The following is a 24936-nucleotide window of genomic DNA, read 5'->3' on the forward strand; positions in this document are numbered from 1 at the left end:
TCGATTAGTCCTTGGTGCTTACGCCTGCGTCGGCGAAAGTAGCCATGTTGCGCAGGACCGATACGCCGGACTTGACCAGCGGTAGGGCAGCGACGGCGCCGGAGCCTTCGCCAAGACGCATCCCGTATTCGAGAAGTGGTTCCTTATCCAGGTGTCGAAGGGCAAGCGCGTGCGCGGGCTCTGCCGACTTGTGGCCGGCGACCCACCAATCGCGGGCGCCCGGAGCGAGCTGGTCAGCCAGCAGAGCAGCGGATGTGACAACCACTCCGTCCAAAATCACAGGAGTGCGACGAACCGCTGCTTGCGCCAAGAACGCGGCCATCACGGTCATATCCGGCGAGGAAATACGACGGAGCACCTCAACCGGGTCATTGCGCAGGCGACGCACGCGGAACATGGCATCGCGTACGGCAGCGACCTTGAGCTTCCACCCCTCGTCATCAATGCCAGTGCCTCGGCCGACGACGACCACCGGTTCGGAGTTGGTCACGGCACCAATCAGCGCCGCGGCTGGAGTGGTGTTTCCGATGCCCAGGTCGCCGGCAATGAGCAGGTCAGCGCCTTCATCAACGGCGGCGTCGGCAATCGCGATGCCCGTGCGGATGGCCTTATCGACCTCCTCCTCGCTCATCGCATCCTCGCGGTCGATAGAACCACAGCTGCGACGGATACGGTATGGCCCTTCGGCATCGTGGTCGAGGGAAATGTCCACACCGGTAACAGTGGCTCCCGCGATGTCAGCGATAGCGTTCACGCCGGCACCCTTTGCCTCGATATTGGCAAGCATCTGAATAGACACCTCGGACGGGTACGCGGACACCCCGCCCTGGGCAACACCGTGGTCACCAGCGAAGACATAAACACGACAATCGTCCAGGTCACGCGGAGGGCATTCTCCCTGACACGCCGAAATCCAAATGCCGAGTTCTTCCAACCGGCCAAGTGAGCCTGCGGGTTTAGTCAACTGCTCATGGCGCGCGCGGGCGGCCTGTTCAGTCTCTTCGTCAGGGCGTGCTACCGGTCCAAAATAATCCGCGTTCATACTCTCAAACGCTACCCGAAAACGATTTGTCTACCGACCATTGGTGCACAGTTATTCGCATTGCTAGGCAGACCGTCATAGGGGAAGCGGCGTGGAGTGAATCTAGTTCGCCGCCTTGACTTCCATGGGGCAGCCAGCCACAACTAGGACAACACGATCACAGACAGCTGCGAGCTGTTGGTTGAGAAGGCCAATTTCATCACGGAAAAGCCGCCCTGAGCGGTGTTCGGGAATGACACCGAAGCCCACTTCGGGCGACACAATGAACAGGTCGGAATCTGCGGGGAAGTTGCGCACGGCGTCGACAAGCGAGTGCGTCCACGGCGAGACGCTGCCCCTCGGCGCCTCCCACAGCCCCTGCACGTCGATGATGTGCGTCAGCCAGGTGCCGACATCGTCCAGCAGCATGCGCCGCTCCGGCGACGCGAGAGCTTCCACCGCATCGACGTCATCAACCGTGTGCCAGGCCACTCCGTGCTCTTTTGCCTGTGCTTGACGACGAATGCGGTGCTCCTCAACCCTGGAGTGAAAATCGCTATCACCGGGCCAGGGCCGTGCTGTTGCGATGTAGTGCAACACCGTTGAGGCTGCAGCATCTGAGGCATCGCCGGTTGAGGCTGCGGCGGTGGCCAGCAGCTCGTGCTCAGCCCATGAGGACTTGCCTGAGCGGGCGCCACCGAGAACCAGAGTGCGCATGGCAGATGAGGCTACTTGATCTCGTCGCCGATGTTGACCTGCGGACGCGGAGTACGCAGACGACGCGGCTGAGAAGCGCGGGAGTAAGCGTAGAAGCCCAGTCCCCAGGCTCCTTCGGTGGTCTTCGGGAAGCGCTCGCGCATCAGCTTGATGGCACGGCGGCCGATGTAGATGCCCTCGATGATCAGGGCAATGATGAGAACCATAGCGATGAGAGATGCGATGTTGGCCAGCTTCGGCAGGGAAGTGCCAATCATCATAATCAGCAGCAGAATCAGCGCGAACGGGAGGAACACGTTAGCGAGGAAGCGACGGGAATCAACCCAGTCGCGGACAAACTTGCGCTCAGCGCCCTGGTCGCGTGGCAGCATGTAGCGCGGATCGCCGGCGGCCATGCGCTCGTCGGCAATGCGACGCTGCTCACGTCGCTCTGCTCGCTCGCGTGCCTTGGCGGCCTTGAGCTCTTCCTTGGACATGGAGGCCTTGAGCTCCTTGCGGCGCTGGCGAGCTTCCTTAGCGGTCAGCGGCGCCTCGACCGGGCCACGGCGGATGCCGCGTTCGCGCTCAACCTCGTTGCGCTTCGGAGTGGGGCGCCCCTTCTTGGGAGTAAAAGCACCGCTGTGCTTCTTCTCGGGCTGCTGAGACTCCGAAGCGGTGCCCTTGGCCCCGCTGGATGCGGTCGCGTCGGTGGCTACGTCTCCGGCGTTGGTTGCGTCAGCGTTAGCTGCGTCAGCTGCCTTGGACTTTTTGTCATTCTTTTTCCACGGTAGATTCACGACCCCAGATTATAAGGTCTCCAAGGTGCTTCCCTAATTAGGTTGCAGGTTGAGGGTCAGGGGCGGGGCAAGGGCGAGGTTTTGGGGATGACCGCCGCGGGGCAGGCGGGAAGAGTGCGCTTGTGGCGTGGGAAGCCGTGGTGTGGTTGCGATGTGGCGGCAAAAAGACTTTCGATAAAGAGAAAGAAAAAGAGAACCCAGAATTGGGAATTAAAGACTGGCCGGTAAGGTTGTGATAAATAATGACGTAGCCGACCTTGGGGTCGACTCGCATTCTTAAACACTTCAACAAGGAGGACACGCGCTATGACTACTGCTCAGAGCACTGGCGTTACCCTGACCGAAGCTGCGGCTGCCAAGGCAAAGGCACTTCTGGACCAAGAAGGTGCCACCGACCTGGCACTGCGTATTTCCGTGGCTCCGGGCGGCTGTGCCGGCCTGCGCTACCAGCTCTACTTCGATGACCGCAGCCTCGACGGCGATGTCGCCGAAGTTTTCGGTGGCGTCAAGCTGGTCGTTGATCGCCAGTCGGTTCCGTACCTGTCCGGTGCCACCATCGACTTTGCTGACACCATTGAACAGCAGGGCTTCACAATCGATAACCCGAATGCCACTGGCTCCTGTGCTTGCGGTGACTCCTTCAACTAAGTCATTAGCTGAGCAGAGCTGTCAGCAGACGCTGTGAAAAGCGTCGGATAGTAAAAAGGCTCGGACCTCACTCTTGTTAACTGAGTGAGGTCCGAGCCTTTTCTATTGGTTGCCCCAGCGATGGTGACAGCCTGCCGGGGCAGGATGGGGCTGAATCGCGGGGACCGTCGTAAAGCGAGCTAGAGCTCGACGGGGTAGTCGCGCTGCTCGATGTCCGGAGTAATGCGGTCTTCGATGAAGATGCCGTGCCAGACCATGAAGGCCAGGATGGTCCAGAGGCGGCGGGAGTGGTCGCGCTCGGTTGGGTGGTGCTCGGCGAGCATCTTGAGCACGGCGTCCTTATTAATGAACTCTTCGGTCTGGGACTCGCGGATGATGTCCTCGGCCCAGCCGTGCAACTCGTCGCCTGCCAGCCAGTGGCGAATCGGCACCGGGAAGCCCAGTTTGCGGCGGTTGAGCACGTGCTCCGGAACAATCTGCTCCATGGCGCGACGCAGTGCGTACTTGGTGGTGCCGTGAGAAACACGCATGTCCACCGGCAGCGTCTGTGCAACGTCGAAGACCACACGGTCGAGGAACGGCACGCGCAGCTCCAGGGAGTTAGCCATGGTGATCTTGTCCGCCTTGACCAGAATGTCGCCACGCAACCAGGTGAACAGATCCAAGTGCTGCATCCGAGTCACCGGGTCCCAGCCTTCAGACTGCGCGTAAATCGGCGCAGTGACATCGCTGTGGTCCCATTCCTTCTTGGCCCACGGCAGCACTTCCTGCAGCTGCTCAAAGTTAAAGGAACGAGCATTGCCGTAGTAGCGCTGTTCCAGCGGAGTAGTGCCTCGCTGCAGGAGCGACTTGCCGCGCATGCCCTCTGGCAGAGCTTCGCCGACCCTAGCCAGACCGCGCAGCAGGGGAGATGGAACCTTGTCGAACGGCTTCAGCGACAGCGGCTCCTTATAAATGGTGTAACCACCAAAGAGCTCGTCTGCGCCCTCACCGGACAGTACGACCTTAACGTGCTTACGAGCCTCTGCGGCCACGAAGTACAGCGGCACCAGTGCAGGGTCAGCTACCGGGTCATCGAGGTACCACATAATCTTCGGAATCGCCCCGGCGAACTCCTCCGGCGAGACGACCTTCACAATGTGCTCGACGCCAATGGCGGCGGCGGACTCGGCAGCCACATCGACCTCGGAGAAGCCCTCGCGCTCGAAGCCAGTGGTAAACGTCAGCAGGTTCGGGTTGTGGCGCTTAGCCAAAGTTGCAATCGCAGTGGAGTCGATACCGCCCGACAGGAACGAGCCCACCGTGACGTCGGCACGCATATGCTTCTCGACGCTGTCCTCCAGCGCACGGGCAATGCGGTCAAAAACATCCTGTTCAGCGCCCTTAGCCACTGGCTGAATCGGGAAATTCGGCTTGAAGTAGCGGGTCTGCTTAACTTCGCCACCAGGCGTAACGATGGCAGTGCAACCCGACTCCAGACGAACAATGTCAGTGTGCAGCGACTCCGGCTCCGGAACGTACTGCAGATCGACGTAGTGCTCCAGTGCGCGCTTATTCAGCTTCTTCGCATCGATGCCCATCTCCGGCGCAGCTTCGAGCAGGGACTTCTTCTCAGAACCGAAAATTGTGCCACGCTCTGTGGTGGCGTAGTAGAGCGGCTTAATGCCGAACGGATCGCGCGCCAGGAAAAGCTTGCGCTCGACGCTGTCCCAAATGGCAATGCCGAACATGCCGCGCAAGTGCTTTACGACGTCCGCTCCCCAGTGGTGGAACCCAACGACGATAGGTTCACCATCGCCGGAGGTATTAAAGGCATAGCCTTTCTTCTCCAGCTGCTCGCGAAGTTCGACGAAATTGTAGATTTCGCCGTTGAAGGTCATGGAGTAACGATTCGGCTGATTCTCTGGTCCCCACTGCAGCGGTTGGTGGCTGTGGGCAATATCAATAATGGATAGGCGGTTGAAGCCGAAAACTGCGTCCTCATCGTGCCACGTGCCTGCATCGTCAGGGCCGCGGTGCCGCATGCAGGGCAGGGCCCTTTCGACAACGGGAACGAGCTCCGCTGCGTCAGAATTTGCAGCCAGGATTCCGAGAAGACCACACATGCTTCGTGCGCGCACCTTTCGCTTAGTGTCACTTAATGGATTTTCGACGGCTCCGTAGCTAGCGGCTCAGCGCGACTGGTTGTCGCCTTAACCGGTGGCCGTGAAGGACCGCCGCGTGGCTGAGTAGCTGGGTTGAACCCCAGATTGGCGCCACATAGAAATGCTGCACCTACTTTAATGCCTTTTGGGGAAAAGCGAGAATGTCTGAGTTTGCCGTGTCTAGGGCTCGGGGCAAGGTTGCGCGGGACGGTGTGTGCGTCAGCGCGTGGCACAAACACTAAAAAATTCATAGACTTAGGAGCGTCAACAGGGTGTAACTGGTGAGAATGCCACCCCCGATAGGCGGGTCTTTCTCAGTATTTTATTAGGGCAGATATACTCAAAGGCACCCCACAGCCATATTTATTGTGGAGAAAGCTTAAGAATCGACTACTCTGCTTGGGTAGGACGAAACCTTAATCGGTTATCGAAAATTGTGTGGATCAGGAAGGCAGACACACGTGAATCAGCGTAGAAAGTTCGGAGTCGCCCGTAAGCTCGGCGTCCTCGGCGTTGCCACCGGTAGCGCAGCCTTGCTTGCCGGCTGCGATGTTAATCCTCCGGAGAACGGCTTCTTCAAGCTGCTCCGCTTTGGTTGGCCGGAAGGTGTGACCCCGGAAGCACAGTCCATGGGTAACTTCTGGGTTTGGACCTGGGTTGCAGCTTGGATTATCGGCATCATCGTTTGGGGCGTTACCCTTTACTCGATGGCAAACTTCACAGCTAAGAAGGCTGAAAAGAAGGGCAAGGGCGAGTTCCCGCGCCAGACTGCATACAACGTTCCGGTTGAGTTGTCTCTGACCATTCTCCCGATTCTGATCGTGATGACTCTGTTCTTCTTCACGGTTCAGACTCAGGACAAGGTCACTGCCCTGGATAAGGATCCGGAAGTTACCGTCGACGTCACCGGTTTCCAGTGGAACTGGAAGTTCGGTTACGCCAACATTTCCGCTGACCTGATGGGCGGCGAGGAATACAACGGCCGTATTGAGAAGCCGGCTGATGAGCAGTTCTTCACCGAGGGCGGCCACGAGGTTCCGTCCGCTGAGGATCGCGCAAAGCAGAAGGAGCACCCGGTTCACGGACGCTCCAAGGAGAGCCTCGACTACCTGCACTACGACGAGATTGAGACCCTCGGTACCACCGAAGAGGTTCCGGTCCTCGTTGTTCCGGAAGACACTGCAATCCAGTTCGACCTCGCGTCCGCTGACGTGATTCACTCCTTCTGGGTTCCGGAGTTCCTCTTCAAGCGCGACGTGTTCCCGCACCCGGAGGCTAACAAGTCCAACCGTGTCTTCCAGATCGAAAAGATTGACTCGGACAAGATTGCCAACCGACCAGAGGACAACCCGAGCGACAAGGTCAAGAACGCATTCGTTGGCCGTTGTGCCGAGATGTGTGGTACCTACCACGCAATGATGAACTTCGAGATTCGTGCTGTCTCCCGTGAGGCATTCACCGAGTACATCAAGTTCCGCCAGGAGAACCCAGAAGCTACTAACGCTGATGCTCTGAAGCACATCGGTGAGCCGGCATTCGCAGTCTCCACTTCGCCGTTCAACTCCGGTCGTGTCGACACCCGCGACATGGGTGATCGTGGTGCTAACACCATTGACCTGAACGCGACCGCCAAGTAAACCCAGCAAGATTCTTACTTAAAGGAAGTTCTCAAATGAAGTCTGCAGCAAAGCTCTTCTACGGACTTACCGTGTTCCTGGGGTTCATGGCTGTCGTCTACATCTTCGGCACTCAGTACCTCCAGGACACCGGTAACGTCATCAACGAAAGCCAGGGTCGCCTCGAGTGGGCTGGCGCAACCGGCCTGGTCCTCGCAGCTCTGATGACTCTGATGCTCGGTGGATACTTCCACTTCACTGAGCGCCGCTCCGACATCACCCCGGCCGACTTCGAAGAGGCAGAGATTGCCGACGGTGCAGGTACCCTCGGTTTCTTCTCCGCTAGCTCGATTTGGCCGTTCGTGATGACCATGGGCATCCTCCTCATGGGCTACGGCATCGCATTCATGGCCTACTGGCTGATTGTCCTTGGCGCGGTAATTCTGATCGTCTCCGGCACCAAGCTCAACACTCAGTACATCACTCCGCCGGAGAAGCACTAGTCCGAGTGCAATCAGACTGAACCACAGTCGTAGATAACCGAAAAGTCTCTCCCACTAACAAGGGCGTTAGTGGGAGAGACTTTTTTGTTTGGGCGAGTGGGAGGGGATTCCTAACTGGTGTTACCTCGTCGGTTAGGATCTGTAGTCAATATATGATTCCGCATCAAGCGAATTCGACGGGTTTCTGCCCCTTAGGTAGTTCGATGACCTCACCGTCAGTCACCTGCAGATGACGCGCTTCGAGCGAGTTGATCATGCGGTGATCGTGGGTAATCACAATAATTGTGCCCTCTGCAGATGCGATCGCGTCTTGGACCTGCTCGATTAGATCCACACTCAGATGGTTCGTAGGCTCATCGAGCAGCAAGATCTCCGGCGGATTGGCTACGACCAACGCTAACGCCACCCGGCGCTGCTGGCCGATGGAGAGGCTTCCTACCGGTCGATTGGCATCCTCAGGGCTAAGCAATCCAAAGTCGTCGAGAGGCACGCGGGCATTGGGCGCAAGGTCGTACAACTCACGGGCGGACTTCTTTGGGTTTTCCCAGTCTTGTTCCTGAGCCAGCATGGCTACTCGACAGTTCTCGCCGATACGCACCTCGCCAGCCTGCGTCTCAACTTGCCCCATGATCGTCTTAAACAAAGTAGATTTGCCGGCCCCATTAGGGCCGGTGATCACGACCTTGTCGCCGGGACGAATAGTCAGTGAACCAACCCGAATTCGATCTGGGACGACCACACCGCGCATCTTGATGTGAAAATCTTCATCGCTGCCCGAAGCAGCGCGCTTGGTCGGTAGGGGTGCGGTCAACGGGGCATCAAAGCCCAGTAGTGCCGGTGGACGCTCCACACCTTCCTCAATGAGTTCCTCCAGCCGCTGCTTAGCCGAACGCACGCGGCGGGCGATTTGCCGCTCTACACGACCGCCACGGCGGTCATAAGCCATCTTGTTATTGTCCGTCATTTCCCGACCCGGTGAGATCTCACGAGCGCCATTCTCGATGGTGTCTTCCAACCGATTGCGTTCATGCTCCTCCGAGCGCCACTGGTGCTCCCATAGCTCACGCTGGTGGCGACGGTGCTTCGCGTAGTCGGAGTAATTACCACGGAACAGCCCAATACCAGGGCGCCCCGGCACCAAGTCTCCAATTACAGTACAAACGGCATCCAGGAAGTCGCGGTCATGTGTTGCCACCACAACCACTCCAGGGTGGTTCTGGATGGTGTCAATCACGAGCTGGCGACCGCGTTCATCGAGATGGTTGGTGGGCTCGTCGAGAAGCAGAATCTCTGGCTTTCGAATGAGCGTAATCGCGAGCCCCAACCGCGCCCGCTGCCCGCCGGAAATCTCCGTGGTTAGTTGCTCTGTCAGGGGAGCGCCGTCCGGAGCAGAACCGGTCAGGCCGAGATGGTCGAGCACAATCTCCGCATTATGTTCGGCGTTCCAGTCATCGTGAGCCATGACGTCCGAGAAGGCCTTCGAATACGCCTTCTCTGCCGCCTTAGACTCATCTGGGGTCTCTGCTAAGGCCATCGCCTCAGCTGCCTCTTCTAACTCCGCTAAACGACGTTTCGAGGGGCCGAGGGCTTCATCGATAAGCATTTGCACCGTGGAGTCGAAAGGAGCTTCCAGTTCCTGAGAGCCGAGTACACGCGTGCCAATATGAGTCACCGTACCGCTCGTGGGCCGACGACGACCCGACAGCAGCCAAAGAAGAGTGGACTTGCCGGCTCCGTTGTCTCCAACCAGACCGAGGACATCGCCGTCGGAAAGCGTGAGCGAGACATCGCGCAAAACAGGCGTGGCCTCGTAGTCGAAGTTGACACCGTTGGCGACAAGCTGTGTGGCGTTGCTCGAAAGATCGGTGGTGGGGGAGGGACTGGTAGACATATGTCCATTTTAGTACTGGTAAACAGTAGATTTGGTATCCGACATATGTGGGGTCAAGGCGAAATCGGAAGAATCTGGGTAACAAAAACCACCCCGGTCGACATCCGAAGTGGATGCGGACCGGGGTGGTCTTATTTGAGCGCAGTAGAAAACCTACCGCGGAACTTTACTGCTCGAGCTGGCGACGCTCTTCAGCGTTTTGAGCTTCGAGGTCACGGAACATCTGAGCCTGCTGCTCGTGGTTCTCGTGCTCGATACGAGCTGCCTCTTCGGCGATCTCCGGGGAGTCCGGGCTGAAGAAGCTACCGCGACCCGGGCTACCAGCGGCGCCCAGTTCGTTCATGGTCTTCGGGACGTAAGCACCCTGGTACTCGAGCGGAACGGCGTGGCCGTGCTCGTCGACCGGACCCAGTGGCTGGTGGACCTCGATGAAGGAACCATCAGGTAGCTGGTTGATGATGCCCGTCTCGATGCCGTGCTCCAGGACAGCGCGGTCAGAGCGCTGCAGGCCGATGCAGATTCGGTAAGTGACGAAGTAAGCGATCGGAGGCAGGATGATCAGACCGATACGGCCAACCCAGGTCATCACGTTCAGCGAGATCTGGAAGTGGTATGCGATCAGGTCGTTACCACCGGACAGAGTCAGCAGGGTGTAGAAGACCAAAGCCATGGCACCCAGGCCGGAGCGAACCGGCACGTCGCGCGGACGCTGCAGCAGGTTGTGGTGGGCGTTGTCGCCGGTGATCTTCGCCTCGATGAACGGGTAAGCGAAGAGCAGGACAACCAGAACACCACAGAGCAGGGCGACCCAGAAGACTGCCGGGATCGTGTAAGAGCCCAAGTAAAGCTCCCACGGCGGCATGACACGGGCAGCACCGTCAGTCCACAGCATGTAGATATCCGGCTGGGAACCAGCGGAAACCTGCGCCGGGTTGTACGGGCCAAGGTTCCAAATTGCGTTGATCTGGAAGATACCAGCGAATAGCGCCAGGAAGCCGAACGTAATCAGGCCGAAGGAAACGGACTTGACTGCGAAGATCGGGAGAATACGAACGCCGACGACGTTGTTCTCGGTACGACCTGCGCCAGGGAACTGGGTGTGCTTCTGGTACCAGACCAGAGCCAGGTGAGCGGCAATCAGACCCAGCAGCAGGGCCGGGAGAATCAGCACGTGTGCAATGTACAGGCGCGGGATAATCATGTCACCCGGGAAGTCGCCGTTGAACATCATCCAGTGCAGCCAGGTGCCGATAATCGGCAGACCGATGATGATTGCGGACATAATACGCAGACCAACACCGGAAAGCAGGTCGTCCGGCAGGGAGTAACCCATGAAGCCCTCTGCCACGGACAGCAGCAGGAGGATGGAACCGATGACCCAGTTAGCCTCACGCGGCTTGCGGAATGCGCCGGTGAAGAAGATGCGGAACATGTGCGCCATGATGGACACGGCGAACAGCAGAGCACCCCAGTGGTGAATCTGGCGAATGAACAGGCCACCGCGAACCTCGAAGGAGATCTGCAGGGCGGTCTCGTAGGCGCGAGACATCTCGACACCGTTGAGCGGCGCGTAGGCACCGTCGTAAATGACCTTCGACATCGACGGGTCGAAGAACAGAGTCAGGTAAACACCCGAGAAGAGCAGGACTACGAAGGAGTAGAGTGCAATCTCGCCCAGCAGGAAGGACCAGTGGGTAGGGAATACCTTATTGAGCTGCTTACGCATGCCGCCAGACAGGGTGTAGCGGTCATCCATATTCTTAGCAGCGGTTGCTAGTTTCGTTGGATTACTCATGACTGACGCTCCCAGAATGCCGGACCGACGGGCTCAATGAAGTTGCCCTCTGCGTACATGTAGCCTTCTTCGTCAACGCTGATCGGCAGCTCTGGAAGAGCGCGAGCAGCTGGACCGAAGACCGGCTTGCCGTAGTGCAGTGCATCGAACTGCGACTGGTGGCATGGGCAGAGAATACGGTTCGTCTGCTGTTCGTACAGAGAAGTCGGGCAACCGATGTGTGTACAAATCTTCGAGTAGGCGAAGTAGTCGCCGTAGTGGAAGTCTTCCTGACCCTTGCGCAGGATTGCCTTTTCAGCGTCCTGGGAACGCAGACGGATCAGCATGACCGAGTTGCGGGAGCCGTGAATCGAGTGCATGTGTGCCTCGTAGACATCAGCATCCTTGGAGTACTTGTCGCCGTCGTTGACGTCCTCCTCCGGAAGAGGGAAGACGGTCTCCATGGAACCTGCGGACAGGTCCTCTGGGCGGAGGCGAACCAGGCGGGAAACGCCCTTAGTGGTGTAGCCGTGTACGCCCTCTTCAGCGATAGCGCCGGTGTCGCGACCCAGGTAAACCTTGTGGCCCTTCTCGACGAGAGTCCAGCCAGTGGTCCACAGGGTGCCGTCACCAGTGACGTCAACGTCGTGGCGTGGCTTCCACGGGTTCTTAATCATGCCGCCAAGCGGAAGGATCATGCCGATACCAGCCAGGACGGCGCCGGTACCAAGGAGGCCCTTGATAGCGGAGCGACGACCCAGGGTGGAGGTCTGCCAAGAATCGTTCAGCAGGGCAACGATGGTCTTCTGGTCGACCTCTTCGGACGGACCATCGTGGCGGCGCTGAACCGAAATCTCTTCCGGAATGAAGCGCTTGGTGAACTTAACTGCACCAATACCCAGGGTGACGATGCAGCCACCGATGGTGATACCCAGCAGCGGGGTGTACATAGTGTACAGCCACAGACCCTCTTCGCCGTGCCCCTTGTAGTGCCACGGGTAGAACAGGTAGATGGCGATGAATGCCAGGCCAAGAATGACCGACAGTGCCAGCCAGATGGTGACACCACGAGCCGCGCGCTTTTCAGCCGGGTCGTTGGCAATCGGGAAGCGTTCCTTGCGGTAAGCAATGGTCACGTCATCGAGTTCAGCACCCAGACGAGCGAGATCCGCATTGCTCATCTTCGACAGCTCTTCGGAGCTGTACTTCTTGTTTTCGTTATTACTCATCGGCGGGATCCAATCCAAAGAGCGGCCGCTACGAGAGCGACAATGCCTACAATCCACATGACAAGGCCCTCAGCAACTGGGCCGATGCCACCAATGCCCCAACCACCCGGGGTCGGAGTTTCCTTGGCGTTCTTGATGTAGGCGATGATGTCCTTCTTCTCGTCAGCAGACAGCTGGCGGTCAGAGAACTTCGGCATATTCTGCGGGCCGGTCAGCATGGCCTGGTAGATTTCCTGCTCATTTGCAGGATCCAGGACCGGTGCGTACTTACCGCTGGACAGTGCGCCGCCACGACCGGTGAAGTTGTGGCAGGATGCACAGTTCAGGCGGAACAGCTCGGAACCGCGAGCAACGTCAGCCTTGTCAAGCTCACCGTTCGGGCCGGCGTTCTTACCGCGCAGCGACTCCATAGCGATGGAGCCGTCCTCGTCGCGGACGATGCCGGCGCCGCCACCATTAGCCTGGACGTAGGCTGCGATAGCCAGCGTCTGCTCTTCGGAGTAACGCGGGGTCTTACGTGCTGCCTGAGCCTCGTTGCGGAGCATCGGCATACGACCGGAGTGAACCTGGAAGTAAACCGAGCCTTCGCCGACGCCAATCAGCGACTTGCCGCGGTCCTTAACGCCCTGAAGGTTGGCGCCGTGGCAAGTAATACAAGCAACGTCGTAAAGCTCCTTGCCCTGCTGAATCATTGCGGCTTCATCCTGCTGAGCAGTAGCCGTCTGTGCATCAGGGGTCAGAGCATTAGCGAGGAAGCCCGCGCCGGTGAGGGCGAGAGCCATAGCCATAATGCCGGAGGCAGTACGGCGCATCTTGCGGCGGCCCTTTGACTTCGGGGCCGCAGCCAAGGACGTGGTGTCCTTGGTTTCGGAGGTAGTGTTTTCCATCTTTTTCCCTTTAAGACTGTTCGTGGAAAGTGGATGGGCTGTAGGCCGTACTAAACAAAGGACGGCCAATACGGCCTACTGGATGAAGTAGATGGTGATGAACAGGCCAATCCACACGACGTCGACGAAGTGCCAGTAGTACGAGACCACGATGGCAGCAGTGGCCTGTGCCGGGGTGAACTTCGCCTTGGAGGTACGGATAAGCACCACAACGAAAGCCAGCACACCCGCGAGGACGTGGGCTGCGTGGAATCCGGTGGTGATGAAGAAGACCGAACCGTAAATGGAGTTCTGAATGGTCAGACCGTGGCTAACCAGGGTGAAGTACTCGTAAGCCTGGCCGACGAGGAAGATTGCACCCAGGGCGGTAGACAGTGCGTACCACTTACGGAGTGCGAAAACGTCGCCACGCTCGGCCGCGAACACGCCCCACTGGGCAGTGAACGAAGACGACACTAGGATCACGGTGATCAATAGTGCGTACGGGACATTGAGGTGGCCGGTACCCCAATCCCACGAATCGCCCTGGCCGTTCGCGCGTGACACGAAGTACATCGCGAACAGACCGGCGAAGAACATTAATTCCTGAGACAGGAACACAATCGTGCCGACACTGACCATATTCGGTCGGTTCAGTGTCGCAGCACGACGTGGTGCTGTCATACCTTGATTTTCAACTGCGCTCGTCACAACTAACAGTATGTACTGTTCTTAAGGAGTAGTCACGTTGCAACCCCCGTTTTTGTATAAAAATTCCTAAAATCCCAGGTCGCGAGGAAAGGTTTCTGAGAATTTCACTAATTTTTCCCCCTGTTGGGAACTTTCCAGTGTCCTTATCCGACGCGGGTGAATTCGAGGGTTTTGTTGTGCCGAGGTGCGTGGTGTCCATCCCCCTGGACTGCCAAGTTCGCCTCCGGTGAACCTGGGTTAGCGATACTGCGGCATCGGCTGTCGGTTAGTTTATCGCAGGTTCGGCTCTGTTTAATATCGTATTTTTCCAGTTGCCCCAATGGGGGTGAGATTTTCGGTGAACGCAAAAGGTGGACCTGGTGATGCGCTGGATATATTGGGGGAGGTATCTTGTCTTATTACGTACATCACGGTGGGATTTTTTCAACAGCCCTGTGATGTGGTGCACCTGGTGGGCGGGATAGCCAGCAGTACCTAGGTGCAGTTGTATTAATAAAGTACGAATACAGACTTGACTATCTAGTGGAAGGGAGTGGCGATGAGCGAGATCGGCGATAAGAGGGCGGTCGAAAACTGGCGCCATGTTCTCTCCACGATTGGCGCTGGCCGCGAAGTTTCCGGTGAGGGCATTCGATTCGCCATGGATCAGATCATGTCCGGTGCTTCCGGAGACGTGCAGACCGCAACGTTTGCTTTCGGTCTCCTCGCCAAGGGGATTACGGCTGCCGAGCTCGATGCCGCGGCTGAGGGCATGCTTTCATTTGCCCGCCCAGTTCATGATCCACAGCTCGCCGGTGTTATTGAGCGCGGAGCAGTCGATATCGTCGGCACCGGTGGTGATGGCGCAAATACCGTCAACATCTCCACGATGTCCATGATTGTTATCGCGGCCAGTGGTGTGCCGGTGCTCAAGCACGGTAACCGCGCGGCTTCCTCGAAGTCGGGCGGAGCTGACATGCTGGAGGCCTTTGGCATCGACATTGAGAACGGTCTCGTTACTTCTCCGGAACATCCGGATTTCTACGTGCGCTTCCTCTTTGCCGCTCGCTTTCATCCGGCCATGCGCTTCGCTGGACCGGTGCGTAAGGGGCTAGCGGTTCCGACAGTCTTCAACCTGCTGGGGCCGCTGACGAATCCAGCACGCCCGCAGGCGAGCTTGATTGGCTGTGCCTTCGAAGATCAGATGGAGACGATGGCGAACACCTTCGCCCGCCGTGGTCAGCGCGCGCTGGTGGTTCGCGGAAGCGATGGCCTCGACGAGATTACCGTTACTGGTCCCACCAAGGTCTTTATTGTGGAAAACGGTGAAGTTGCCGAAGATGTCATCGATCCACATGACTATGGCATGGAGTACTCCGAAATTGACGCGCTGCGTGGCGGTGACCCTGCTTACAACGCTGATGTTGCACGTCGCATTTGGGCTGGCGAGCTCGAAGGTCCGATTCGCGATGCAGTCATCCTTAACTCCGCCGCCGCAATCGCCATTTCGCGTGGTCTGAGTGGCCGTCCACTAAAGGAAGCTATGGCCGACTCCATTGAAGAGGTCAAGGAAACGCTCCAGTCGGGGCTGTGCTTGGATATCCTTACCGCGGCGATGAGGGGTTAAGGTTCGCGTCGCGCTTCACGACGTGCTTGCTGCGCGTCAATTGCCCACTGAAGGTATTTTCCTGCGCCCAGCCTAGGGTAGGAAAACTCGCCTCCGGTGGGCTTTATTCGTACCTCCGGGCGCTGCAGCCATTTCCAGATAATACTGAGTTCATCAATTGATGCTCCTTTATATAAGGAGTCATCTGGAGTGACTGTTTGGGCCGAACTCTCCATGAGGTCGATGATGTAGTTCATATCCGCGCCACGTGGTGCGGTGCTGGCGCCGGCCAACCTGCCGTAGCGAATTTCCGCTAGGTGCCAGCCTCCATTGCCATCGGGGAAAGCGGCTTGCAGAGATGGGATGGCGGCAAGCATGCTCAGGCGCTGCTGCTTGTCCAAGCTGATAATGAACTCCGCAGTGCGGTCACGCTGCACTGCCGCGCGTTGGAAGCGGTGTGCTTCGGCAAGTGCTGATATCTCTGCAATCATGTCTGCGATCTCGTCGGCGCCGGTGGTGGAGATCTGGGCGGTTGTCATCGCAAAGTCGTCGTTAAGCGCGGAGAACCTGTCGCGGATGGCAGTAGCGGTGTCGCGCGTGCGGAACGGACCTAGGCTGCGGGCGTCGGTGACTGTCCGGCTAATTTTGGCAGGCCGACCGGGGCTAGTGGGGACGATGTACCAGCCGCGGGTTGGTTCGGTGCGTTGTCGGTTGTAGGGCGGACGGAGTGCAGAAATCAGACGAGCCTCGCGGATTTCTGCAGCGAAGCCGTGCGGGCACTCGATGATCTCGACGCGTTCGGCTAGAGAGACCATTTCCGTAATCTTGCGACGAGAATCAGTGCCGTTGAAATACTGCAGAAGTCTACGTCGCAAATCGAGAGCTGTACCTATATATAAGGGGTCGTCATTTCTTGACCGAAAAACATAGACACCAGGGGTGTGCGGAGCTCCATCGGCAAGGTGCCGTTTAGCACGAACCTCTGGAGCGACGGTGGGCGAGTAGTGCACTAGCTCGGACGCTGTTTGTACTTCATCGCCAGCTAGTCTCTCCACGAGGTAGTGAAGGACGTCGACGGTTGCGATTGCGTCGTCAAGCGCCCGGTGGGTGGGGCGATTCGGAGAACCGACGTACCGTGCGAGCTGTGAGAGCTTGAAACTGCCAACTTGTGAGCGGTCGAGGACGCGACGCGCCAACGTGAGAGTGTCTACGACACTGGGGCTCGGCCAATCTAGGCCCAAATCTGTGCAAGCCTGGCGGAGGAATCCAATATCGAACTTGGCATTATGCGCAACCCAGACGCTTCCCCGGGCAAATTCGAGGAACTGAGTAATAACTGTGCCGAGCTGTGGGGCGGTTTCAACATCGGCGGTAGTGATGCCGGTCAGAGATGTGATGTGGTCGGGGATCTCCATACCGGGGTCGATGAAGCTGGAAAAGGTGCCAATTGTCTTACCGCCACGGGTTTTGATGGCCCCAATTTCAATGATGTGGTCGTTTTTGGCCTTCAATCCGGTCGTTTCCAGGTCTACGACGACAAAGGTGGTGTTGAAAAGAGAATCATCGACGGTGCCTTCGAGAGGGAAGTGCTGTTGTCCTGAATCCACGTCAATAATCCTATTCTGAGCGCTCCTAGTGGTGTTAAAACTGTGAAACTTGAGCAAATTGAGCTGTTGCAAGCTGGGGTGTGACATAAAACACGTTTTGAGCCCGCGATAAAAATGTGTCGACTTTAAGGCATTAAGTGTAAAGTTCTCGGCGGACTTCAAAATGCCAGGTAGTGACACGTTTATCAAACTGTTATTATTCCGCTATAGGGGGAGTGTTTAGTTGTAACAGCTTGGTAACGGTTTAGTTCTATCGATGGTAACAACCGGGCCTCGAGCGGTTTTCTGGACAAACGGCTAGACAAAACTTGATGCCATTTCGTAACCTTATCGAGACATTGAAACGGGGCCACTGAGTTGGTGCCGGTCATTGATAAGAAAACACAGAGCCTTATCGAAGGTCCTGAGGGTCTAAGTAGTGAGAGCCTCAGGGGATTCGAGCCGGGGACCCACCTCGAACCATGGGGTGAATCCCAAAGGGAAATCCCGGAGGGTAGGAAGTCTTCCATTCTTCCGAACCCGTCAGCTAACCCGGTCGGCTAAACAGGAAGATTTTGGAGTTTCAAAACAATGGGCAAGCACCACCGCCGTTCTAACTTTGCACGCAACGCAGTCGCATTTGGCGCAACTGTCGCCGGCGTTACCGCTCTCGCAGTTCCGACCGCTAACGCTAACCCGCTGAACGACATCCAGGGCGCACTGAACGGCTTCGATACCCCGCAGGTTGCAGGTATGCAGGATGTTGTTGGCAAGTTCAACGACATCGCAGGTGAGGTTACCTCCGGCAGCGTTGCAAACGTTGCAGCACCGTCCACTGGTTCGGCTATCGTCTCCGCTGCACGTTCCAAGATCGGTTCCCCGTATGTGTGGGGCGCTACCGGTCCGAACTCTTTCGACTGCTCCGGTCTGACCTCCTGGGCATACCAGCAGGTCGGTAAGTCGATCCCGCGTACCTCCCAGGCGCAGGCTTCCCAGGGTACCGCGGTCTCCAGCCCGGCACTGGGTGACATCGTTTCCTTCTACTCTGGCGCTACCCACGTCGGCATCTTCTCCGGCAACGGCAACGTGATTCACGCTCCGCAGTCCGGCGATGTCGTCAAGGAAGCTCCGATGAACTACATGCCGGTTCACAACTTCGTCCGCTTCTAATCTGTTTGAACGGATGACAACCTGCGGGGCCTTGATACCCCGCAGAGCCTTGGCTCTCTTTTTACCGAGGGGGCACTGAGGCGAGCGCCCGGGTGCTGACGCTATGCGCGTCGTAAAGCACTATAGGGGCGCTCGCCTCATTTTTTGTTTTTCTACTGCGGTTACGCAATGCGTGGAGTCGAAGGGCTGTCCTGGTTACTCCCTTTGGATACCCCTTTGTGCTGGCGGTTTGTCGGTGTGTTGTTCCGCGGCAAGGCTGCTACAATTTGCTCGAATGTGTCAAGTGGTTTGATGTTTTGTTTTTCGGGGAAGAAATTTGAATACACAACTTGAAAAGGGTTTGGATTTGTCGCGTCACCGTGCCTCTCGCCGTCGCCACAACTCTCGTCGCGGTGTAGTCGGGCTTACGGTCGTGACTGGGCTAACCTTTGGCTCCGTAGGTTTGGCGCCGATTGCCTCTGCACAGGATGAACAGCCAGCCCCGGATCTGGCTACTGCAGACGGCATTATTGCAGAGCTGGAGAAGATTTCTCGGGATGCCGAAGCGGTTTCTGAGGAAGTTACCGAGCTGGATTCCCAGGTTCAGGCCAAGGAAGAGGAACTCCGGCACGCCGAGGGGGAGCTGAAGCACTCTGAGGATCAGGTTCTCCGAGCACAGGATGACCTCAAGGCGCTCTCTGGTGAGATTTCTTACTTCGCGAAGAAGCGGATGCGTGGTGAAATCGTCGACCCATTGTCGGCCGCCCTGGGATCTGCCAGTGCTCAGGACGCTATCGACCGTGCCGGTTACATCAACAAGATGTTCCGCGACAACGATGAAGTCGTCAGCCGTGCGGTGCAAGCCCGCAAGGATGCTGAGGATGGTAAGGCCAATGCGCTGCGTCTGCAGGGCGATATCCGCAAGCAGCTCGATGACCTGGCTAAGCGTCGCGATGATTTGGACAAGCGCAGTGCCGAATTTGATGAGCGCGCCGAGCATGTCAAGTCCATGGTTGAATCGCTGAGCCCCGAACAGCGGGAAATCTGGATTTCCAAGAACAACCCAATTACCGAAGGGTTGGACAAACTGCTCGGATCTTCCGCCGCAGTTGATGCCGCGATGTCGAAGCTGGGTTCCCCGTACTCGTGGGGAGCTGCTGGTCCCTCCGCATTCGACTGCTCCGGCCTGATGTACTGGGCGTACCAGCAGATTGGTAAGTCCATCCCGCGGACCTCGCAGGCACAGCTCGCCGGTGGTACTCCGGTGAGCCGCGACCAGCTGCAGCCGGGCGACATCATCGGTTACTACCCGGGAATCACGCACGTGGGCATGTACATCGGCAATGGTCAGATTGTCCATGCTTCCGACTACGGTATTCCAGTCCAGGTCGTTTCCATCGACCAGGGGGGCCCGTACCAAGGCGCTGTCCGCTTCTAACTAGCGGCAGGTGACCTCGCGTCCTTTTAGTCAAGGTAGATAAACTCGGCTCCATGTCTGCGCGCGTACTGCTCATTACGAATGACTTCCCGCCTCGCGATGGTGGAATCGAGTCCTACCTGCGTGATTTCTGTGCTCGTTTGGATCCGGAGAACCTCGTAGTCCTCGCGTCCTCGCGAGCCCCCGAAGAAAAGCTCCGCGCCTACGACGAGTCGCTACCGTACCGTGTTTATCGCATGCGTGATTCCGTGCTGCTGCCACTGCCGCACGTAGCTCGTCGCGCCGCTCAGATTATTCGCACCGAACGCATTGACACCGTATGGTTTGGTGCCGCCGCGCCACTTGGTTTGCTTGCCGACGCATGCCGTCGCGCAGGTGCCACCCGCATCGTTGCTACCACTCACGGACATGAAGTGGGCTGGTCGATGCTGCCATTGGCCCGCCAGATGCTGAGGCGCATTGGTAAGAGCTCCGATGTTGTGACCTATATTTCCCGCTACACCCGTGGTCGATTTGCGGCAGCCTTTGGTCCGCAAACAGCATTTGAACGCCTGCCTTCCGGTGTCGATATCGAGCGATTTTCTCCGGACCCCGAGGCGGGACAGAAGATCCGGCAGCACCACGGAATCGGTGAGTCTCAGCCGCTTATCGTCTGTATTTCTCGGCTAGTGCGCCGAAAAGGCCAAGATATGCTGATTCGCAGCATGCCTAAGGTTCTTGAGCAGCACCCGGATGCCAGGTTGCTGATCGTGGGTGTTGGTCCGTTGAACCGAGAATTGAAAAAGCTGGCAGTAAAGCTCGGGGTCTCCGAGCAGGTCATTTTTGCCGGCAAGGTCTCTTATGATGACCTCCCCGCCTATTACAATGCGGCCAGCATTTTTGCCATGCCCGCCCGAACCCGCGGACGTGGCCTCGATGTAGAAGGCCTCGGCATTGTCTACTTGGAAGCACAGGCCTGCGGTGTCCCTGTCATAGCTGGCAAGTCTGGTGGCGCCCCGGAGACAGTTATCGATGGCGAAACTGGCATCGTTGTCGACGGGGCCTCGAAGCGCAGCGTCGCCACCGGGCTGGTTGAGATTTTGGATAATCCGGAGCGCGCGGCGGCGATGGGAGCCTGTGGTCGGGAGCATGTTGTGCAGTCGTGGACCTGGGAGGTCATGGCTGCTCGGGCTCGCCGAATTCTCCGAACCTGCGCAATCCCTTTATAATCAACTGTTATGTCCACCGATATTCCGATTCATCCGAACTCAGACGAGTCCGACGCCGCTGATCGCCCGGCTATCGGTTTTGATATTGGTGGAACAAACCTGCGCGCTGCAGTGGTCAGCGCTGATGGGCAGGTGTTGTATCGAGTTCAGACCAGTTCTGATGGCAGTGTGGATGCCATTGAACGTGGCATTGTCCAGACATCCGAGCGCTTGGTTGAACGCTTTCCAGATGTCAGCGCCATCGGTTTAGCTGTAGCTGGTTTTTTGGATTCTGACCGCCAGACGGTTCGTTTTGCCCCGCATCTGCCGTGGCGCGATGCGAACGTCGTCAAGCGTTTATCCTTGCTTCTCCCATGTCCGCTGCAGCTTGAGCACGATGCCAACTCGGCCGCCTGGGGTGAGTATCGCTTTGGTGCGGCTCGCGGTGCGGATAATTGGGTGCTGTTTGCGCTGGGTACGGGAATCGGCGGCGCGATGATGCAGGGTGGTGAGATTTACCGTGGCGCGTACGGCACGGCGCCGGAATTCGGCCACCTCACCGTTGTGCCGGATGGTCGTCCCTGCTCCTGCGGAAAGCGTGGTTGCTTGGAGCGTTACTGCTCGGGTACGGCGTTGGTTACCACCGCTCAGGAACTCTCTGAATCCGGTCGCTACTTCTCGCGGCTTACCGACGGACTCGTGGCCGGCTCGGTAACTGGTACCGATGTCGTCTCGGCTGCTCGCCAGGGGGATGAATTGGCTCTAGCTGCGATTGATGACTTTGCTACCTGGCTGGGGCGTGGCCTGTCGATGGTGGGCGATGTCTTTGATCCGGAATTGATTGTTATCGGTGGCGGTGTTGCCTCGGCGTCTGATCTATACCTGGACAAGGCCAAGGCCGAGTTTGCCCGCAATCTCACCGGTACTGGCTATCGTCCGGTAGCGGATGTGCGGGTCGCTGAACTAGGTGCGGATGCTGGGTTGATCGGTGCGGCGGATATTGCGCGCAGCGTTGTGGCTGCCGAGGGTGCGGCATCGTCGTAAAGCGTCAATTGGGGAATGTAGGGGAATTCGCCCGCGAAAAGGTGGGGGAATGGCTGCGGAGATGGATCGTCGGACCACCTGAACCTGTATAGTTTTAAACTGTGAATAATCGCTGGTACAAGTTCTTTAAGTACATCCTCATTGGCCCTTGGCTGCGGATCTATAATCGCCCGTACTACATCGGTGGTGAGAAGATTCCTCAGGAAGGTCCAGCGCTGATGGCGTCGAACCACCTTGCTGTGATGGATCACTTTTTCTTCCCACTGGTCTGCCGTCGTCAGCTGACGTTCCTGGCGAAGGCGGAGTACTTCACCACGCCGGGCTTTGTCGGCGGTATCCAGAAGTTCTTCTTCTCCTCGGTGGGGCAGGTGCCGATTGACCGTACCTCTGGTGATGCAGCTCGCGATGCGCTGAACGCCGGCTTGAAGGTGCTGTCACGCGGTGACCTGCTGGGCATTTCCTTGGAAGGCACCCGTAGTCCGGATGGTCGACTGTACCGCGGTAAAACCGGTGCGGCACGTGTCGCGCTGGAGGCCGGTGTGCCGGTGTTCCCAATGGCGATGATTGATACGGAGAAGGCCAACCCGATTGGTTCGTGGATTCCTCGTCCGGTGAAGGTCGGCACGATTATCGGCGATCCGATTGATCCGTCGGAGTACAAAGCCAAGTACAGCGATGAGTATGAAGCGGCCAGGGCACTGACGGATGACCTGATCAAGGAAATTCAGAAGCTTTCTGGTCAGGAATATGTCGATGCTTATGCGACTGATGTGAAGAAGTCCTTGGAGGCCGGCACCGGCTATCCAGCGGGAACCGAGCCGGGTGGAGAGCTGACCACTCCGGCTCCGGGGCCGAAGCCGACCCCTCGTCGCTGGTTCCGACGCGCTCGCTAGAATAATTAGGCGCAGATAGTTTTCGCGACAGTGGGGCTGCACACTTCCTATGGCGATTCGGTGCATGGGTAAGATTTGCTCGGTAGGGCTCCACGGTCTTTTGGTCGCGAGGTAGCCGACGCGAGGCCGAGGCTGGAGAGGATTCCACACCGTGCGTTATTTTTATGACACCGAGTTTATTGAAGACGGCAAGACTATTGATCTTGTCTCCATCGGTGTCGTAGCTGAGGATGGCCGCGAGTACTACGCGGTGTCTACCGAGTTCAATGAGAGCAAAGCCGGGCCGTGGGTTCGGACCAATGTGCTCAATCAGCTGCCCAACCCCTCATCTCCGCTGTGGAAGAACCGGGACACAATCCGCGAGGAACTGCTGGCATTTTTCACCGAACCCGGTACAGGCAGCCCAGAACTGTGGGCCTGGGTAGGCGCCTACGACCACATTGCGTTGGTGCAGCTTTGGGGTGATATGACCAAGCTGCCGCAGTTTATGCCGCGCTATACCCGTGAACTCAAGCAGTACTGGGAGATGGCGGGCAAGCCACGGTTGCCAAAACAGACTGCAGGTAAGCACGACGCGCTGGCAGATGCCCAGCACAATCTGCTGAAGTTTCAAAAGATTGCCCAGAAGTTGCCGCTTGATTAAGCGGCGGAGTTCGAATATTTGGTGACCTGACTAACACCCTTCTGGCAGGGGCATTACAATGAACTTCTGTGAGTTGGACTATTGATCTCCCTGTAGATGACCTGCCCGATCTGCCACCGCTTCCCGGCGACATGGCTGAGCGTTTTGCTGATGTCGTATCCCGCCAAGCCCTACAGCAGCCAAGCTGGGATGCCCGCGCCGCTGCAAATGTGCGTCGCATTCTCGAATCGGTGCCGCCAATTGTGGTCGCGCCTGAGGTTCGTAAGCTTCGTCAGGAGCTTGCCGACGTCGCTAATGGTAAGGCCTTCCTGTTGCAGGGCGGTGATTGTGCGGAGACCTTTGAGTCCAATACTGAGCCGCACATTCGCGCCAATGTGAAGACCTTGCTGCAGATGGCCGTTGTGCTGACCTACGGCGCATCCACCCCGGTCGTAAAGATGGCTCGTATCGCTGGTCAGTACGCCAAGCCGCGCTCGAAGGATATCGACGGCGACGGTTTGCTTAGCTACCGCGGTGACATGGTCAACGGCGTTGAGCCGACCGAAGAAGCTCGAGTTCACGACCCAGCTCGAATGGTGCGTGCTTACGCCAATGCCTCTGCGGCGATGAACCTGGTACGTGCACTGACAGGTTCGGGCACCGCTGACCTGCACCGTCTGCACGAGTGGAACCGTGAGTTCGTCAGCAACTCGCCGGCTGGCGCCCGCTACGAGGACCTGGCACGCGAGATTGATCACGCACTGCAGTTCATGGCTGCCTGTGGTGTTGCGGACTCGAACCTGCAGACCGCGCAGATTTACTGCTCGCATGAGGCGCTGGTTGTTGACTACGAGCGCGCTATGCTGCGCCTTTCTGAAAACGATGGCAGCCAGGAGCTGTTCAACCTCTCCGCGCATCAGCTGTGGATTGGTGAGCGCACCCGTGGCATTGAGGATTTCCACATCAACCTGGCTGCCATGATTGGCAACCCCGTCGGTGTGAAGATTGGCCCGACCACCACGCCGGAGGAGGCTGTCACTTACGCCGACAAGCTCGACCCGTTCTTCCAGCCTGGTCGCCTGACCCTGACTTCGCGTCTGGGCAATGACAAGGTTCGCTCCGTGCTGCCTCCCATCGTTGAGGCTGTGGAAGCTTCTGGTCACAAGGTCATTTGGCAGTGCGACCCGATGCATGGCAACACTTACTCGGCCTCCAATGGGTACAAGACCCGCCACTTCGACCGCATCGTCGACGAGGTTCAGGGCTTCTTCGAGGTGCACCGCTCGATCGGTTCACACCCGGGCGGTATCCACGTGGAGCTGACCGGCGAAGATGTCACTGAGTGCCTCGGTGGCGCGCAGGACATTTCCGATGTCGACCTGCCAGGCCGTTACGCATCCGCCTGTGACCCGCGTTTGAACACTCAGCAGTCGCTGGAGCTGGCCTTCCTGGTTGCCGAGATGCTGCGCAACTAGTTGCAACCAGCTCAGCTAGGTACAACTAGCCCAGCTGGTGCAGCGCCGCGTTCAGTGGAGC

The 24936-nt window shown here is 57.9% G+C and carries 21 protein-coding genes and 1 riboswitch; of the genes, 11 read left to right on the top strand and 10 right to left on the bottom strand.

What is annotated here, in order from left to right:
- Positions 1-4: 4 nt before the first annotated feature.
- The 3 genes from cobT to CHU70_RS01190 form a co-directional block, all read right to left on the bottom strand.
- Positions 5-1042 carry a nicotinate-nucleotide--dimethylbenzimidazole phosphoribosyltransferase gene (gene cobT / locus CHU70_RS01180; RefSeq protein WP_049190512.1) on the bottom strand — a complete coding sequence of 346 codons (1038 nt, stop codon included), beginning with the start codon at positions 1040-1042 and terminating at the stop codon, positions 5-7.
- A 102-nt stretch (positions 1043-1144) separates the two neighbouring features.
- On the bottom strand, positions 1145-1738 hold the full coding sequence (locus tag CHU70_RS01185) for a bifunctional adenosylcobinamide kinase/adenosylcobinamide-phosphate guanylyltransferase (protein ID WP_070566886.1): 594 nt from the start codon (positions 1736-1738) through the stop codon (positions 1145-1147).
- A gap of 11 nt (positions 1739-1749) precedes the next feature.
- Positions 1750-2514 carry a DUF3043 domain-containing protein gene (locus CHU70_RS01190; RefSeq protein WP_147719377.1) on the bottom strand — a complete coding sequence of 255 codons (765 nt, stop codon included), beginning with the start codon at positions 2512-2514 and terminating at the stop codon, positions 1750-1752.
- Positions 2515-2820: 306 nt separating this feature from the next.
- Here CHU70_RS01190 and CHU70_RS01195 point away from each other — a divergent pair, with 306 nt between their 5' ends.
- Complete coding sequence (locus CHU70_RS01195) at positions 2821-3162, top strand: iron-sulfur cluster assembly accessory protein (RefSeq protein ID WP_005512007.1); 342 nt, start codon at positions 2821-2823, stop codon at positions 3160-3162.
- Between the two features lie 179 nt (positions 3163-3341).
- On the opposite strand, the gene asnB is transcribed toward CHU70_RS01195, so the two are convergent.
- Positions 3342-5267 (bottom strand): asparagine synthase (glutamine-hydrolyzing), encoded by a 1926-nt coding sequence (gene asnB, locus CHU70_RS01200; protein ID WP_147719378.1) that lies wholly within the window; start codon positions 5265-5267, stop codon positions 3342-3344.
- Positions 5268-5767: 500 nt separating this feature from the next.
- Here asnB and CHU70_RS01205 point away from each other — a divergent pair, with 500 nt between their 5' ends.
- Positions 5768-6943, top strand: a complete 1176-nt coding sequence (locus tag CHU70_RS01205; RefSeq protein ID WP_049190506.1) for a cytochrome c oxidase subunit II — start codon at positions 5768-5770, stop codon at positions 6941-6943.
- Positions 6944-6978: 35 nt separating this feature from the next.
- Positions 6979-7425 carry a cytochrome c oxidase subunit 4 gene (locus CHU70_RS01210; protein WP_016423031.1) on the top strand — a complete coding sequence of 149 codons (447 nt, stop codon included), beginning with the start codon at positions 6979-6981 and terminating at the stop codon, positions 7423-7425.
- A gap of 163 nt (positions 7426-7588) precedes the next feature.
- On the opposite strand, the gene CHU70_RS01215 is transcribed toward CHU70_RS01210, so the two are convergent.
- From CHU70_RS01215 to CHU70_RS01235, 5 genes are all read right to left on the bottom strand, one after another.
- Entirely contained in the window at positions 7589-9316 is a 1728-nt protein-coding gene (locus CHU70_RS01215) for an ABC-F family ATP-binding cassette domain-containing protein (RefSeq protein WP_049192933.1), read from the bottom strand.
- A gap of 166 nt (positions 9317-9482) precedes the next feature.
- Positions 9483-11111 (bottom strand): cytochrome bc complex cytochrome b subunit, encoded by a 1629-nt coding sequence (locus CHU70_RS01220; protein ID WP_016423029.1) that lies wholly within the window; start codon positions 11109-11111, stop codon positions 9483-9485.
- Positions 11108-12319, bottom strand: a complete 1212-nt coding sequence (locus tag CHU70_RS01225) for a ubiquinol-cytochrome c reductase iron-sulfur subunit (protein WP_049170241.1) — start codon at positions 12317-12319, stop codon at positions 11108-11110. Before CHU70_RS01225 ends, CHU70_RS01220 begins: the two co-directional genes overlap by 4 nt.
- A complete protein-coding gene (locus CHU70_RS01230; protein WP_016423027.1) occupies positions 12316-13206 on the bottom strand; it encodes a c-type cytochrome in 891 nt (296 codons plus the stop codon). The genes CHU70_RS01225 and CHU70_RS01230 overlap by 4 nt, the downstream gene beginning before the upstream one ends.
- Positions 13207-13281: 75 nt before the next feature.
- On the bottom strand, positions 13282-13896 hold the full coding sequence (locus tag CHU70_RS01235; RefSeq protein ID WP_088611596.1) for a heme-copper oxidase subunit III: 615 nt from the start codon (positions 13894-13896) through the stop codon (positions 13282-13284).
- Positions 13897-14434: 538 nt separating this feature from the next.
- Here CHU70_RS01235 and trpD point away from each other — a divergent pair.
- Complete coding sequence (gene trpD / locus CHU70_RS01240) at positions 14435-15502, top strand: anthranilate phosphoribosyltransferase (protein WP_070767288.1); 1068 nt, start codon at positions 14435-14437, stop codon at positions 15500-15502.
- Here trpD and CHU70_RS01245 read toward each other — a convergent pair.
- Positions 15499-17088: a DEDD exonuclease domain-containing protein gene (locus CHU70_RS01245; protein WP_070767287.1), complete on the bottom strand. Its 1590-nt coding sequence runs from the start codon at positions 17086-17088 to the stop codon at positions 15499-15501. The genes trpD and CHU70_RS01245 overlap by 4 nt on opposite strands.
- 413 nt (positions 17089-17501) lie before the next feature.
- Positions 17502-17644, top strand: a riboswitch (cyclic di-AMP (ydaO/yuaA leader).
- 14 nt (positions 17645-17658) lie between these two features.
- On the opposite strand from CHU70_RS01245, the gene CHU70_RS01250 reads away from it, so the two are divergent.
- The 7 genes from CHU70_RS01250 to CHU70_RS01280 all read left to right on the top strand — a co-directional run bounded on the left by CHU70_RS01250 (position 17659) and on the right by CHU70_RS01280 (position 24875).
- Complete coding sequence (locus CHU70_RS01250; RefSeq protein ID WP_048731217.1) at positions 17659-18237, top strand: C40 family peptidase; 579 nt, start codon at positions 17659-17661, stop codon at positions 18235-18237.
- A 346-nt stretch (positions 18238-18583) separates the two neighbouring features.
- Positions 18584-19654: an NlpC/P60 family protein gene (locus CHU70_RS01255; protein WP_370449646.1), complete on the top strand. Its 1071-nt coding sequence runs from the start codon at positions 18584-18586 to the stop codon at positions 19652-19654.
- 53 nt (positions 19655-19707) lie between these two features.
- Positions 19708-20862: a glycosyltransferase family 4 protein gene (locus CHU70_RS01260; RefSeq protein ID WP_049190492.1), complete on the top strand. Its 1155-nt coding sequence runs from the start codon at positions 19708-19710 to the stop codon at positions 20860-20862.
- 9 nt (positions 20863-20871) lie between these two features.
- A complete protein-coding gene (locus tag CHU70_RS01265; protein ID WP_147719380.1) occupies positions 20872-21885 on the top strand; it encodes an ROK family glucokinase in 1014 nt (337 codons plus the stop codon).
- A 101-nt stretch (positions 21886-21986) separates the two neighbouring features.
- Complete coding sequence (locus CHU70_RS01270) at positions 21987-22778, top strand: 1-acyl-sn-glycerol-3-phosphate acyltransferase (protein WP_049170252.1); 792 nt, start codon at positions 21987-21989, stop codon at positions 22776-22778.
- A gap of 151 nt (positions 22779-22929) precedes the next feature.
- Positions 22930-23421, top strand: a complete 492-nt coding sequence (locus tag CHU70_RS01275; protein ID WP_048731205.1) for a polyadenylate-specific 3'-exoribonuclease AS — start codon at positions 22930-22932, stop codon at positions 23419-23421.
- Between the two features lie 68 nt (positions 23422-23489).
- Entirely contained in the window at positions 23490-24875 is a 1386-nt protein-coding gene (locus CHU70_RS01280; protein ID WP_070429538.1) for a class II 3-deoxy-7-phosphoheptulonate synthase, read from the top strand.
- Positions 24876-24936 lie beyond the last annotated feature (61 nt).

Origin of the sequence: Corynebacterium sp. LK10 (assembly GCF_008042455.1) — a bacterium.
In the GTDB taxonomy this organism is placed as follows: Bacteria; Actinomycetota; Actinomycetes; order Mycobacteriales; family Mycobacteriaceae; genus Corynebacterium; species Corynebacterium jeikeium_D.